The sequence below is a fragment of the Arthrobacter sp. Y81 genome, assembly GCF_002929335.1.
GTDB lineage: Bacteria > Actinomycetota > Actinomycetes > Actinomycetales > Micrococcaceae > Arthrobacter.
This window is the reverse complement of record NZ_PJIL01000021.1, coordinates 54662-68671: the sequence shown is the minus strand read 5'-3', so window position 1 is coordinate 68671 and position 14010 is coordinate 54662. Positions and strand designations below refer to the sequence as shown.

The 14010-nt window shown below is 66.7% G+C and carries 13 protein-coding genes and 1 pseudogene; 3 read left to right on the top strand and 11 right to left on the bottom strand.

Translation table 11 applies throughout. The features are described 5' to 3' along the window. Positions 1-296 (bottom strand): annotated as a pseudogene (locus tag CXQ91_RS21090) (sulfonate ABC transporter substrate-binding protein); the annotation flags it as partial. Between the two features lie 223 nt (positions 297-519). On the opposite strand from CXQ91_RS21090, the gene CXQ91_RS21085 reads away from it, so the two are divergent. After that, on the top strand, positions 520-846 hold the full coding sequence (locus CXQ91_RS21085) for a GYD domain-containing protein (protein WP_104175832.1): 327 nt from the start codon (positions 520-522) through the stop codon (positions 844-846). Between the two features lie 104 nt (positions 847-950). Here CXQ91_RS21085 and CXQ91_RS21080 read toward each other — a convergent pair whose 3' ends face one another. From CXQ91_RS21080 to CXQ91_RS21050, 7 genes are all read right to left on the bottom strand, one after another. Beyond that, positions 951-1958, bottom strand: coding sequence for a GTP pyrophosphokinase family protein (locus tag CXQ91_RS21080; RefSeq protein WP_104175831.1), 1008 nt, complete (start codon positions 1956-1958; stop codon positions 951-953). A 76-nt stretch (positions 1959-2034) separates the two neighbouring features. Further along, positions 2035-3201: an RtcB family protein gene (locus CXQ91_RS21075; RefSeq protein ID WP_104175830.1), complete on the bottom strand. Its 1167-nt coding sequence runs from the start codon at positions 3199-3201 to the stop codon at positions 2035-2037. Between the two features lie 106 nt (positions 3202-3307). After that, positions 3308-4729, bottom strand: a complete 1422-nt coding sequence (locus tag CXQ91_RS21070; protein WP_258074195.1) for a sulfate adenylyltransferase subunit 1 — start codon at positions 4727-4729, stop codon at positions 3308-3310. Further along, a complete protein-coding gene (gene cysD / locus CXQ91_RS21065) occupies positions 4729-5676 on the bottom strand; it encodes a sulfate adenylyltransferase subunit CysD (RefSeq protein WP_056626278.1) in 948 nt (315 codons plus the stop codon). The genes CXQ91_RS21070 and cysD overlap by 1 nt, the downstream gene beginning before the upstream one ends. After that, entirely contained in the window at positions 5673-6404 is a 732-nt protein-coding gene (locus CXQ91_RS21060) for a phosphoadenylyl-sulfate reductase (protein WP_104175829.1), read from the bottom strand. The genes cysD and CXQ91_RS21060 overlap by 4 nt, the downstream gene beginning before the upstream one ends. After that, complete coding sequence (locus tag CXQ91_RS21055) at positions 6401-8146, bottom strand: nitrite/sulfite reductase (protein WP_104175828.1); 1746 nt, start codon at positions 8144-8146, stop codon at positions 6401-6403. The genes CXQ91_RS21060 and CXQ91_RS21055 overlap by 4 nt, the downstream gene beginning before the upstream one ends. A 193-nt stretch (positions 8147-8339) precedes the next feature. Further along, positions 8340-9065, bottom strand: coding sequence for a sirohydrochlorin chelatase (locus CXQ91_RS21050; RefSeq protein ID WP_104175827.1), 726 nt, complete (start codon positions 9063-9065; stop codon positions 8340-8342). A 60-nt stretch (positions 9066-9125) separates the two neighbouring features. Between CXQ91_RS21050 and CXQ91_RS21045 the strand changes: the two genes are divergently transcribed. Together CXQ91_RS21045 and CXQ91_RS21040 are read left to right on the top strand one after the other, a co-directional pair. Continuing rightward, entirely contained in the window at positions 9126-9797 is a 672-nt protein-coding gene (locus CXQ91_RS21045; RefSeq protein ID WP_104175826.1) for a trimeric intracellular cation channel family protein, read from the top strand. A gap of 14 nt (positions 9798-9811) precedes the next feature. Next, positions 9812-10237 (top strand): hypothetical protein, encoded by a 426-nt coding sequence (locus CXQ91_RS21040; protein WP_104175825.1) that lies wholly within the window; start codon positions 9812-9814, stop codon positions 10235-10237. Between the two features lie 105 nt (positions 10238-10342). Here the strand turns inward: CXQ91_RS21040 and CXQ91_RS21035 are convergent, their stop codons facing one another. The 3 genes from CXQ91_RS21035 to CXQ91_RS21025 all read right to left on the bottom strand — a co-directional run bounded on the left by CXQ91_RS21035 (position 10343) and on the right by CXQ91_RS21025 (position 14003). After that, positions 10343-11182 carry a DUF559 domain-containing protein gene (locus tag CXQ91_RS21035; RefSeq protein WP_104175824.1) on the bottom strand — a complete coding sequence of 280 codons (840 nt, stop codon included), beginning with the start codon at positions 11180-11182 and terminating at the stop codon, positions 10343-10345. A 373-nt stretch (positions 11183-11555) separates the two neighbouring features. Then, positions 11556-12659 (bottom strand): polyprenyl synthetase family protein, encoded by a 1104-nt coding sequence (locus CXQ91_RS21030; RefSeq protein WP_104175823.1) that lies wholly within the window; start codon positions 12657-12659, stop codon positions 11556-11558. Positions 12660-12668: 9 nt separating this feature from the next. Beyond that, a complete protein-coding gene (locus CXQ91_RS21025) occupies positions 12669-14003 on the bottom strand; it encodes a geranylgeranyl reductase family protein (protein ID WP_104175822.1) in 1335 nt (444 codons plus the stop codon). Positions 14004-14010 lie beyond the last annotated feature (7 nt).

Genomic DNA, 14010 nt, shown 5'->3' with positions numbered 1-14010 from the left:
GCAGCCGGGCCGGCGTTGAACACCTGCGTGCTCAGCTTCGTTTCGCCCAGGCTCTTGGCGATGAAACCCTCCTTGACCCCCACCAGGGCAGGGGCATGGGTGACGTTGCCAAAGAAGCCAAGTTTCAGCTCGGCCGCGGGGGTGGGAGCGGCGGCCTGGGCTTCGGTGCTACGGGAAAGTGTTGACGCCACCACGGCACCGGCGGCAATGAGCAGCACCAAGCCGAGGGCAACCAGAACCTCGACGGCGCGCTTGCGCTTCGGTTTGTTGCTCTCTCCTGCCACGATGCGGGTCATTCCGGGCTGGGGACTTGTCATTGTTTCACCATAGGGAGTGTCATAAACGAGGTTCAATGACTTGGAAACCGGGGGTCACGCGCGTTCATGCAGCGTCATATTCGCGCAACACATGGCAAGGCCATTCCCGCCGGAAAACGGCCCGGGCATTGCTGCCCGGCCCGGAGACTGCCACTCTTGCTGCATCGGCACCACCGGTGCCCAGGAGAGGAAGGACCAGACGATGCCGCTCTACCTGTCGAAATTCAGCTACACACCGGAGACGTGGGCGAGACTGACCAGCAACCCCGAGGACCGCAGGAAGGCCGCCCAGGCGTACATCGAATCCGTCGGCGGTAAACTCCACGGCTTCTGGTACGCCTTCGGCTCCCACGACGGCTACAACCTCTGGGAGGCACCCGACAACGTGTCCATGGCCGCGGTTGCACTGGCGATCAGCGGAGGTGGCGCGCTGAGCTCCTTCGACACGACAGTGCTCCTGACCGTCGACGAAACACTGGAGGCCCTGCGGAAGGCCGAGCAGATCAAGTACCGGCCGCCCGGCACCTGACCTTCCGGCACCTGACCTTCCGGCGGCGGCCCAGCCGGCCCGCAGGGCCGCCGCAGGGACGGCTCAGTCCCGCATGCACCGGCCCAGCCGGCCCGCAGGGGGGATCAGTCCCGCATGCGTTCCAGCCGGTACGTCAGCTTCGACTCACGTTTGGGATCGTCCCCCAGGGATTTGGTGCGGGAAATGTAGTCCCTGCCCCAGGTATTCAGCAGGAAGTCGTCCGCAATCCGGACGTGGCCGGCCGGGAACTTGTAGTCCATCTTTTTGGCCACGGCGGACCAGTCGGCGGCGCCGAAGAGCTCCTCTGCGTCGGCCACGGTCCGCACACCGTTGGCAGCCAGCAGGTCCCCCAGCCAGTCGTATTGCCGGGCCTGGCTCCTGGGGTGTTCCGAGAGCAGCCGCGTGAGCATGTCCTGGAGGATGTCCCCGGTGAGCTCGGTAGCGGGGTTCTCGGCGAAGTCGGCGGTGCTTTCGGCCTGGCGGCGTTTGACGATGTCGTTAATCGCGGAGAACTGGGCGTCGGCGAGTTCGATCAGCGTTGACGCCATGGTGAACGCGCGGTCCACCTCGGCGTTGGCCTCGCTGCCGCCCTTGTAGCGGATGTCGTGTTCGAAGGCGGCCCACGCATGCTGCAGCACAGTCCGGATCTGGACCTCGAACCGGTCCCCGATGAACGAGTGGCAGCCCACGGGAACGTTCTCGGCAGGGATTTCGAGGACGAGGTGCCTGCCGGCGTAGCCGATCTGGCCGTTACGCCGCTGGGAACTCGTTTTGTCGTCGTCCTCGCGGCAGCTGAATTGTCCCTTCAGCGCCGTTGCGACGTCGGCGATGTCCGGTTCCAGGAACATGATGACGCGGACTCCGATGAGGTCGTCGAGCTGTTCGAGGCCCCGTTCATACTTGAAATTTCCGTCCGCTTTGAGCCGGTCCAGTTTTGCCTTGACCGAGGCGGGGTCCTTGACCCTGGCCTGCACGGTGTGGTGGTTGAGGCCGTCGTCCCTGAGCCGGGCGCGGATGGCGTGCCCGATTGCATCCGAAGCCGCATTCAGCCGGGGCAACAGCTCCGCGTACTGCTCCAGGGAGCGGGCCACAACCGCCTCATGATCTTCCAAGCGTTCCCCCGATCATCAGCAGCTCATGTACCCAGCAGAGTATCCAAGGCAGGCCGGTTTCAGCTACAGCCTATGCTCAATCTCCTTTGACGTTGATCAGCTGCCGAAGCGTGTGACGGATCCTCACCAGGTCCTGCGCGTCGTGCATCACGACGTCAATGGGCTTGTACGCCGCTGGAATCTCGTCAATGAAGGCCTCGGTGGCGCGGAATTCAATCCCGTCCATGGCCCTTTTCAGCTCTGCCAGCGAGAACGTCTTGCGGGCAGCGGTCCGGGAGTACTCGCGGCCGGCTCCGTGCGGCGAAGAGTTCAGCGACGCGGGGTTGCCAAGTCCCGCCACAACGTACGACGCCGTCCCCATGGACCCGGGAATAAGTCCCGGATCGCCGTGCTCGGCCCTGATCGCGCCCTTACGCGACACCCACACGGACTTGCCGTAGTGCCTTTCCTGCTGCGTGAAGTTGTGGTGGCAATTGATCCGCTCCCGCTCCTTAACGCCGCCGCCCACCCAGGCGGCGAACTGTGTGATCACACGCTCCATCATTTCTTCCCTGTTGAGGAGGGCGAAGTGCTGGGCCCAGCGCAGCTCCGCGATGTACCGGGTGAACTCGCTGGTGCCTTCCTCCAGGTAGGCCAGGTCCGGGTCGGGCAGCCTGGTTCCGCGTTTCCGGGTCACCTGCCGGGCCACGCCGATGTGATGCTGGGCGATCTTGTTGCCAACGCCGCGCGAGCCGGAATGCAGAAACAGCCAGACGGCATCGGTTTCGTCAGCGCAGACCTCGATGAAGTGGTTGCCAGATCCCAGCGAGCCCAGCTGGAGTTCCCACTTGGCCAGGTATTGCGCCGGATTGAACCCGGCCTGGGCCGCCATTTTTCGGAGCTCGGCAAGGCGCGGCTCGGCTGAGGCCGTGACTTTCCTGTTGTTGTGGCCCGCCGAGAGTGGGATGGCCCGTTCGATTGCCTCGCGCAGCCGTTTGCGGTCCTTCGGCAGGTCCTTCAGCGAATACTGCGTCCGTACGGCGATCATGCCGCAGCCGATGTCCACTCCGACGGCGGCCGGAATGACCGCGTGCAGGGTGGGAATCACGGAGCCCACGGTGGCGCCTATGCCCAGGTGGGCGTCCGGCATCAGCGCCAGATGCGGATAGATGAACGGCAGCGTGGAGGTGGCCAACGCCTGTTCGCGGGTCTTGTCGTCCAGGATCGAGGCCCAGTTGAGCAGCTTGCTGTTGATGAGCTCCACGTTTCGCCTCCCACCGTTAAGGATACGAAACGACAAAACCGCGGCTTATTCGCTTGACCTGACCGTGAAGGTCCGGATCTGCGAACAAGCCGCGGTTCCTCGTGAATTAGATCGAGTAGCGCTCGTCTTCGTGGTCACCCGGGTGGTCGTTGACCAGCCCGGCGGCCAGGGTGTTGCCGTCCAGCGGGTCGATCACCAGGAAGGCGCCGGTGCGGCGGTGGTGCAGGTAGTTCTCCAGCGGCAGCGGGGCGGCGAGCCGGAGCTGCGCGTGGCCTATGTCGTTGAGTTCCAGGCTGGACGCGCCCTCAAGCTTGAAGGTGGCGAGGTCCAGCTTGCCGCTGACGCTGCGGACCAGGGCCTGCACCGTGCGGGTGCCGTGCTTGACCAGCACCTTGGCGCCTTCACGGAGCGGCTTCGGGGACAGCCAGCACAGCGCAGCGTAGAGGTCGGCGGAGGCTTCGCGGACGGTGCCTGCGGCGGCGATCGTGTCACCGCGGGCGACGTCGAACTCGTCCGCCAGGCGCAGGGCCACGGACTGCGGGGCCACGGCTTCGGTGAGCTCAGCGCCCGCGAAGTCGATGCCCGTCACGGTGGTGGTGCGCGGGGCCTGGCCGGGGGTCAGCACGCTGACCTTGTCCCCCACCTTCACCGAGCCTTCGGTGATCTGCCCGGCGTAGGCGCGGTAGTCGCGGTACTTCTCGACGTCGAGTCCGCCGGCAATTGCGTCGGGAGCCAGCGCGCCCTGCGGCCGGACCACCAGCTGCACCGGGAAGCGGAAGCTCTCCAGGTGGCTTTCCAGTTCGTCCGCGGCGGGCAGGGTCTCAAGCACCTCAAGCAGGGCCGGGCCGGTGTACCAGGGGGTGCGCTCGGAGCGCTCCACCACGTTGTCGCCGTCGAGCGCGGAAACCGGAACAACCAGCAGGTCGGTGATGCCGTCCGATCCGAGGCCGAGCTCGCGGCCCACCTTCTGCACGTCGGCTTCGATCTCGCGGAACACGCTCTCGCTGAAGTCCACCAGGTCGATCTTGTTCACGGCCACGATCACGTGGGCCACGCGGAGCAGCTGCAGCACCGAAAGGTGCCGGCGGGTCTGCTCCAGGACACCCTTGCGGGCGTCGATGAGTACGACGACGGCATCCGCGGTGGACGCGCCGGTCACCGTGTTCTTGGTGTACTGCACGTGCCCGGGGCAGTCGGCCAGGATGAAGCTGCGGCGGTCCGTGGCGAAGTAGCGGTAGGCGACGTCGATCGTGATGCCCTGCTCGCGCTCGGCACGCAGGCCGTCGGTCAGCAGTGCCAGGTCGATGCCGCCTGCCGAGCCGCCGAAGCCGCGGTCCGCGGAGGTGCGCGCAACGGCGTCGAGCTGGTCTGCCAGGATCGCCTTGGAGTCGTGCAGCAGGCGGCCCACCAAAGTGGACTTCCCGTCGTCGACCGATCCGGCGGTGGCGAAGCGGAACAACGAGGCGTGCGCGAGGGGGGCCTCGTCAAGAAGGGCAGCCGCGCGGGCTGTATCGATTTCGGTGCTCATTAGAAATAGCCATCCTTCTTGCGGTCTTCCATGGCGGCCTCGGAGATGCGGTCATCCGCACGGGTGGCGCCACGTTCGGTGATGGTGGAGGCGGCAACTTCAATGACGACGTCGCGCACCGTGGCGGCGGCCGACTCAACGGCGCCGGTGCAGGACATGTCGCCGACGGTCCGGTAGCGGACGGTCTTGGTGATGACTTCCTCATCGGGGCGGGGCTGGGAAACCTCGCCCACTGCACGCCACATGCCGTCGCGGGCAAAGACCTCGCGGTCGTGGGCGTAGTACAGGCCGGGCAGCTCGATGTTTTCGCGCTCGATGTAGCGCCAGACGTCCAGCTCGGTCCAGTTGCTGATGGGGAACGCGCGGACGTGCTGGCCCACGGTGTGGCGGCCGTTGTACAGGTTCCACAGCTCGGGGCGCTGGTTGCGCGGGTCCCACTGGCCGAACTCGTCGCGGAGGCTCAGGATGCGCTCCTTGGCGCGGGCCTTGTCCTCGTCCCGGCGGCCGCCGCCGAAGACGGCGTCGAACTTGTTGGACTGGATCGCGTCCAGCAGCGGGACGGTCTGCAGCGGGTTGCGGGTGCCGTCGGCACGCTCGGCCAGTTCGCCGCGGTCGATGAACTCCTGGACGGAGCCGACCACCAGCTTCAGGCCCAGGCGCTCCACGGTGCGGTCGCGGAAGTCGATGACCTCGGGGAAGTTGTGGCCGGTGTCCACGTGCAGGACGGGGAACGGAACCTTGCCCGGCCAGAATGCCTTGGTGGCCAGGTGCAGCATCACCACGGAATCCTTGCCGCCGGAGAACAGCAGCGCAGGCTTCTCGAACTCGGCGACAACCTCGCGGATGATGTGGATGGCCTCTGATTCGAGGGTGTCCAGGCTGGAGAGGCGCGTGGAAACGGCAGCGTCAGTCACCTGGGTGGGCTCCTCAGTTAGGAAAGTGCTCATACGTGTAGTCCGCATTCTGTCTTGTCGGTTCCTGCCCAGCGGCCGGCGCGGGGGTCATCGCCGGGCGCTACCTTGCGGGTGCAAGGCTGGCAGCCAATGGACGGGTAGCCCTGTGAAAGCAGCGGGTTGACGGGAAGGAGGTTGTCGTCGGAGTACTGCACCAGCTGGTCGAAACTCCAGGCCGCCACCGGGTTGACCTTGACCAGGCCGTTGACCTCGTCCCAGGTGATCAGCGGGGTGTTGGTGCGGGTGGGGGCTTCGTCGCGGCGCACACCGGTGAACCAGAGTTCATAGCCGGCGAGGGTGCGGCGCAGCGGAGCCACCTTGCGGAGGGCGCAGCACTGGGCGGCGTCGCGGGCAAAGAGGTCCTTGCCGAGCAGGCGGTCCTGCTGCTCCACGGTGTTCTCCGGGAGGACGTCCACCACGTTGACGCGGAGGTTTGCCGCCACTTCGTCGCGCGTGGCGTAGGTTTCCGGGAAGTGGTAGCCGGTCTCCAGGAACAGGACGTCGACGCCGGGAAGCTGGTCGGCAACCAGCGCCGGCAGCACGGCGTCGGCCATGGAGCAGGCCACGGCTACCGCGGGCAGGTCGAAGTTCCGGGCCACCCAGGCAATGACGTCCCGGGCCGGGGCGTCCCAGCCGAGTTCGGCGGCGCCTGCTTCGGCCAGTGCCTTGAGTTCCTCGTGGGTGCGAAGTACCGGATCGACTCCAAGTGCGTGCTTGCTCATTGCAGGTCCTCCTCATCGGCTGCGTGGGCCCATTCGGCGAAGGTCTGGCCCTCGGCGTGGTCGGCCACAAACTTCCGGACGACGCGCTCGACGTAGTCGGGCAAGTCGTCAACGTAGACCTTGAGGCCGCGGACGGTGCGTCCGAGGCCGGCCTCTTCGCGGCTGTTGGAAGCCAGCCCGCCGCCCAGGTGGACCTGGAAGCCGGGGCTGGGGTCGCCGTCGGGCGTTGGCAGCATCATGCCCTTGAGTCCGATGTCCGCGGTCTGGATCCGGGCGCAGGAGTTAGGGCAGCCGTTGATGTGCAGGGACAGGGCGTGCGGCAGCTGGCCGCTTTCCGCGAGGTCCGCGAGGCGGCGTTCCAGTTCGGCCACGGCGGTTGCGGCGGTCATCTTGGTTTCCACGATGGCCAGCTTGCAGTATTCGATGCCGGTGCAGGCGATGGTGCCGCGGCGGAACACGGACGGACGGGCGGAGAGGCCCAGGGCGTCGAGCTCGGCAACCAGCGGTTCAACTTCGTCCTTGGGGACGTCCAGCACAACCAGCTTCTGGTGCGGGGTGGTGCGCAGGCGGTGCGAGCCGCGGGCCTCGAGGGTGTCCGCGAGCTTCACCAGCTGCGTGCCGGAGAGCCGGCCGGCCAGCGGGGTGGCGCCGATGAAGAACTTGCCGTCCTTCTGCTCGTGCACGCCCACGTGGTCGCCCGGGGTGGTCGGTTTGGGCGCGGCCGGGCCGTCGGCCAGCTTGTAGCCGAGGTATTCGTCCTCGAGGATCTGGCGGAACTTTTCGGGTCCCCAGTCGGCCATCAGGAACTTCAGGCGCGCTTTGGTGCGCATGCGGCGGTAACCGTAGTCGCGGAAGATGCTGGTGACGCCGAGCCACACGTCGGCTGCCTGCTCGGGCGTGACGAACGCGCCGAGGCGCTTGCCCAGCATGGGGTTGGTGGACAGTGCGCCACCGGCCCACAGGTCGTAGCCGATGCCGAGTTCGGGGTGCTTGACGCCCACCAGGGCGAAGTCGTTGATCTCGTGCACCACGTCCTGGCTGGGGTGGCCGGTGATGGCGGTCTTGTACTTGCGCGGCAGGTTGGACAGCAGCGGGTTGCCGATGAACCGTTCCCCCAGCTCGGCGATGAGCGGGGTGGGGTCGATGATTTCGTCCTTGGCGATGCCGGCCACCGGCGAGCCCAGGATGACGCGGGGAACGTCGCCGCAGGCTTCGGTGGTGGACAGGCCCACGCCCTCCAGCCGGGTCCAGATCTCGGGGATGTCCTCCACGCGGATCCAGTGCAGCTGGATGTTCTGGCGGTCAGTGAGGTCCGCGGAATCCCGGGCGAAGTCCACCGAGATGTTGCCGATCACGCGCAGCTGCTCGGTGGTGAGCGCACCGCCGTCGATCCGGACGCGGAGCATGAAGTACTTGTCCTCGAGCTCGTGCGGCTCAAGCGTGGCGGTCTTGCCGCCGTCGATCCCGGGCTTGCGCTGCGTGTAGAGGCCCCACCAGCGGAAGCGGCCGTGCAGGTCCTGGCCCGGGATGGAGTCGAACCCGTCCTTGGAATAGATGGACTCGATACGCTCGCGGACGTTGAGGCCGTCGTCTTCCTGCTTCCAGGTTTCGTTGGCGTTGAGCGGGGCGGTGCCGTCAACCTTCCACTGGCCGTGCGGCTTCGCTGCCGGACGGTTGGCGCGTGCAGGTCGCTTGGCGGCAGCGGAGTCCGCGGACGCTCCGGCTAGAGCTGTATCAGTCATGCATCGACTGTAGGTCCGACCCGAAAGCCGTCACAAAGGGTCAGAAACGCGAGGTCACCTAGGGAAACATTTCGTCATGAATCGCCGGGGAGCCTTGAAGAAGGACTGGGGCTGTGCATGGTCCGGGGCCGTCAGCCAGGTCCTCAGCAGGGCCTCCGCAGGGGGCTCGTCAGGGGTGCCGCCAGGGGCGGCATCAGGGGGTCGCTGCCGCGGCGTCTGCCGCAGCGGCCACGGCGGCGTCATAGCGGTCCAGCGCAATCTCGGCCATCAGCCGGGAGGGCAGCAGCGGCTCCGTCACCACGTCCGCTTCGGCCTTGGCCAGCTGGTCGTGGAAGAAGCCGTGCGCCAGCAGGTACGACGCAATGATCACCCGCCCCTGCCCCTCCCCTCCGGGGTATTCGGCACGCAGCGAGGCGACGGCGTCGGGCACGGAGGGCTTGGCGGCCGCACCGTAGGCGGGGACGATCCTGTTGCCCCGCAGCGCCCTCAGGTGTTCGGCGAGCTCTTCGACGCTCACAGAGGCTTTGGGGTTGGTGGAGCCTGCAGCCGCGAGGACCACGGCGTCGCGCTCGGTGGCCCCGGCCTCGCGCAGCCGCTGGTCGAGGATCTCTGCCAGCCTGGGGTCCGGCCCGAGGGGATTGGAAGCGGTGCTGCCTTCCCGGCCCCGCGCCGCCTTGGCGATGTCCACCTTGGTGTGGAAGCCAACGCTGAGCAGCAGCGGCACGATGACGGCCGGCGCGCCTTCCGGCAGCCCGGCCATGACATCCACCAGATCCGGGTTCTGGACATCAACATAAGCCTCGCGGACGTCCAGGCCGGGGCGCAGTTCGCTGATCCCGGCACGGAGTCCGTTGACCTCGGTAGCACCCAGCGGGCTGGACGTTCCGTGGGCACAGGCGATCATGATGGGGCTATTCATAGGGGCTAGCGTAACGTTGGAGCCGCCCTATCCGCCCCTTGAAATTCACCGGGACGCCCCATGACCTTCTCATTCAACGCCGTTCTGGTATGGCTGGATCTGGCCGGTGTCTTCTTTTTCGCGGTGTCCGGGTCCCTCCTGGCCGCGCGGAAACAATTCGACCTCATCGGATCCCTGCTTCTCGCCTCCCTCGTTTCGCTGGGCGGCGGCGTGATCCGCGACATCATCCTCAACAGCGGCCCGCCCGCGGCGTTCACCAACCCGGCCTACCTGGCTCCCCCGCTCCTCGCCACCGTGCTGGTGTACTTCCTGTTTTCCAGTTTCCAGCGCTTCACGTCGCTGCTCATCCTGTTCGACGCCGGCGGCCTGGCCCTGTTCTGCATCACCGGAACGCTGAAGGCACTGAGTTTCGGAATGAACCCCGTTTCGGCCGTGCTGCTGGGGGTCACGACGGCGGTGGGCGGCGGCCTGCTGCGCGACATCACGGCCAACGAGGTGCCGCAGCTTTTTGACCCGAAGGACCTCTACGCGCTGCCTGCGTTCACGGGGGCGGCCCTGACCACGGTCCTGTGGGTGTCGGGTGCATTCAACGCGTTCACTGCGGGGGCCGTGGCCGCCGTCGTGTTCGCCTTCCGGGTCACGGCCTGGCGCCGTTCCTGGTACGTTCCGCTGGCTGTCCGGGGGTGGCACCGGCTCGGCCTGGGCACGGCGGAAAACGGTGGCCGGGATTAGCTAGGATATGAACCATGACTGACATGTTCCTCGAGAAGTTCCGCGCGCTTGTTCCGAAGTATCTCGAAGACGAATGGCAGGAAGAGGACGGCCTGGCCGAAGACGAACTCAAAGCGGCCCTCGCCGAGCACCAGTTTCAGGTCCCGCTGGTCCTGAAGGAGTTCTACCAGGCACTGGGCGGCTGCGAGGACCTCATGGAGGCCTACCACTACTTCTGGGACCCCGAGGAACTCGAAGTTGATGACGAGGGCTTCCTCATGTTCCTCGAGGACGAGGAAGAACAGTTCACCTGGGGTTTCCGCGTGGGCGACCTCGGCGTCCCGGACCCCATTGTGTACCGCCGCAACAACGCCCGCGGCCAGTGGAAGAGCGAAGAGGGCACGTTCTCGGAGTTCGTGTTCGACATGTTCGAGTGGGCCTTCAACGACGAAGAGGACTAGTTTTTTCGGATCCCCGGCCTAAACGGGGCACTTCGACACGGACACGCCGTCGGGTAAGCCCGGTTCCGCGGTTTCGTCGCGCAAAGTGCCCGACGACGGCGGCAGTCACCTCGCGCTGAACCCTCCCCGCCGGCAGAGCTCCAGTACCGCCATCACCTCGGCCACCATCCGCTGGGGGTAATTGACGACGTCGTCATAGCCGAACCGGAGCCCCAGGCGTCCGCCGATGACGGTGGCATTGTTGCGCTTCCGGTCCTTTTTCACCTGGCGGGGCTCCAGATGCGAGCCGCCATCGGTTTCCACCACCAGGCATTCCTCAATGAGGAAGTCCACCTCGCCCACGCCCGGCAGCTCCACATGCCGCCGGACATGCAGGCCAGCCCTCCGGAAGTGGTAGTTGGCCAGCACCTCGAGGATCGAATCCGCCCGAGGGATCACGTTGTCAAGAATGGCCCGGGCCCGGGCATTGCGGTTACCGGGCAGCTTGCGGCGCAGGAACTCCACAGTGATGTCTCCGCGCTGGGCTGCGCACTGGACCATGACCAGCGATTCCACCTCCGGCAGGCAGCGCAGGGCGTGAATGAGCACGTCGGCCAGGCCTGCGACGGGCAGCCACGGATGAGGCGGATGGAGGCATCGACCGTGTGCCAGCGTTCCTGGCGGCGTTGGTTTGTGCCCCGGGCTCAGGTGCACGGTCCCCGCATCAAGCACGGTCCACAGCCCGTAAGTGGGCGCGGCCGACAGACACGTCAGCAGGGCATTGTGCCTTAGCGCCATCCCAAGTGCTCCTGCCTCCGCGGGCAGGCTGTAGATGCCTCGCCGGATTCGCACAATGCGCCCCGCTGCCAGTGCTTTGTCGCGGGCAGTGTGCGTAAATCCCGCGGCGCGGAGTGCCGACGCCTTTGTTACGCCGGACCGAGTGCGAAGGAAGGTCTCGATGTCCATGCTCCCAAGCTGCCCCTTGGCCGGCGGGATGGGCAGATCCGGGCTGCGTCATGTGGACAACCCGTCCGTCCTGGGGCACTTCGACACGGACACGCCGTCTCCTGAGCCTGGAATGCCCATCCCCGTGCTCAATGTGCCCCACGACGGACGCGCCCCGAAAACAAAGGCCGGCCCAGGAAGTGTGACACGCCGTTTAACATCCGATTCGCGTTCGTGACAAAGCTGTCATAGACTCATTCACGGATCCACTAAATGCCTCCGGTGGATCTGATGCGAACGGAGAAATGGCCCCGGTTCGATGCAGCGAGTGACTCGTATTGCTGCAAAGGACCGGGGCCATTCCGTGTTTAAGAACGCGCCTGCAGTCAGCGAACTAGCTGGCGCGGTCCACCACTGCCAGCGCGAAGCTGATGAGTGAGGACTTGACCACGCCTTCTGGCAGCGGCTCCAGCGCGGCGATGGCCTCATCGGCCCAAGCACGGGCCACCACCCACGACTCCGCGGTGACCCGGTGGTCGCGCAGGCCGGCCACGGCGGCGGCGAGTGCCTCGTCCGAGGTGAGGTCGCCGTCGATCAGTTTCAGGAGTTCGACGGCGGACGCGTCACCTTCGGCGGCGGCGTTGCGGAGCAGCAGCACGGGCAGGGTGGGGACGCCTTCGCGCAGGTCCGTGCCGGGGGATTTGCCGGACTTGACCTTGATGCCGGTGACATCGATGACGTCGTCGGCCAGCTGGAAGGCCACACCGATCTTCTCGCCGTACTCCACCAGCAGCGGCTCGTAGGCTTCGTCGGCACCGGCAAAGATGGCACCGAGCTGGCCGGAGGCAGCCACCAGGGATCCGGTCTTGTCCGCGATGACGGAAAGGTAGTGCTCCACCGGGTCCTCGTCGGGACGGGGTCCCACGGTCTCGTGCAGCTGGCCAAGGCACAGCCGTTCGAAGGTGCGGGCCTGGATTCCCAGCGCGCGCGAGCCGAGTTCGGACACAAGGATGGATGCCCGGGCGAAAATCAGATCGCCGGTGAGGACCGCCACGGAGTTGCCCCAGACCTCGTGGGCCGTGGGGGCGCCGCGGCGGAACGGGGCCGAGTCCATCACGTCGTCGTGGTACAGCGTGGCCAGGTGGGTGAGCTCAACCACCACGGCGGCCTGCACCACCGCCGGCCGCGAGGCGTCACCGAGGTGGGCGCAGAGCAGGGCAAGCAGCGGGCGGATGCGCTTGCCACCGGCTTCCACCAGGTGACGCGACGTCGCATCGGCCAGCGGATCGGAGTTGGCAATGGCCTCGCGGAGCTTCTTTTCCACGCGGGCCAGGTTGGTGGTGATGGCGGGGCCCAGCTCCGGGTCCTCCGCGATGGCGGCGAAACCGGCCGGCAGCTGGAGTCCTGTGGCGATCGCGGTGGTGTTGGGCTCGGGCTCCCTGGCGTCCGGCAGGCCGTGTCCGGCATGGGTCCAGCTGTGCTTGGCAGAGTTCGTCACGGGTTAACCCTAACTTTTTGTTGCGGAAACCGCGGATGTGTAGCTGGACGGGGAGAGGGAGGTGTTGGACGTGGCAGGCACCAGCGCCTCCAGGAGTCTGATCACCCTGTCCTCGAATCCCTTGGCTGATTCATCCGTGACGTTGGCCATCAGCCGGACTACGAACTTCATAAGTGCCGGCAGCGGCATGCCGGTCCGGAGCGCGAGCTTCATCACGGACGGCTTGCCGATCACCGAGGCGAAGGCACGGCCCAGGGTGAAGTGGCTCCCCCACTGGCCGCGCACATAGTCCGCGTACCCCTTGAAGTGGAGGTCGGCGTCGTCGTGCGTCCATTTGGCGTAGCGGCTCTGCCAGGTGTTGGCGTCGATGACGTATTCGGCCGCAAAGCGGGCGGACTCCATGGCGTAGGAGATGCCCTCGCCGTTGAACGGGGACACCATCCCGCCGGCGTCGCCCAGGAGCAGCAGGCCCGGGTAGTAGTGCGGCGTGCGGTTGAAGCCCATGGGCAGGGCGGCGCCGCGGATCTCGCCCACCTGGTTTTCGGGCGTGAAGCCCCATTCGGCGGGCATGCCGGCGGTCCACTCGCGCAGGACCTGCTTGTAGTCCAGCCGGCCGAATTCCTTGGAGGAGTTCAGGATGCCCAGGCCCACGTTGGAGGTGCCGTCGCCCACGCCGAACACCCAGCCGTAGCCGGGGAGCAGCTGGCCGTCGCGGCCGGGGAGCTCCAGCCAGCCTTCCATCCAGTCGTCGTCGTGCCGGGGGCTCGTGAAGTAGGTGCGCACGGCCACGCCGAGCGGGCGGTCATCGCGCTTCTGGATGCCGAGGGACACGGCGGTTCGGGACGAGTTGCCGTCCGCTGCGAGGACGACGTCGGCAAGGAAGTCGCGCGTCTCCCCCGTCTTGCGTCCGGACTCGTCAAGCAGCGCGGCGCGGACGCCGATGACGCGACCATCGGGTGATCGCAGGGCTTCGGTGACGCTGTGCCCTTCCAGGACGCGGGCGCCGGCGGATTCGGCGTGCCGGGCCAGGTCTTCGTCGAAACCCAGCCGGGTGCGGATCAGGCCGTACGTGGGGAAATCGGAAACTTCCGGCCAGGGCAGTTCGATGGTGCGGCCGCCGGCGATCAGGCGGAGGCCCTTGTTGCGGCGCCAGCCGCCTTCCTCGGGGTGGGGCAGGCCGAGCTTCTGGATCTCGCGGACGGCGCGCGGAGTGAGCCCGTCGCCGCAGACCTTTTCACGCGGGAACCTGGTTTTTTCCAGCACCGTGACGCGGATGCCGGCCTTGGCGAGGTAGTAGGCGGCAGTGGACCCTGCGGGCCCTGCGCCGACGATCAGTACGTTCACGGCAGGT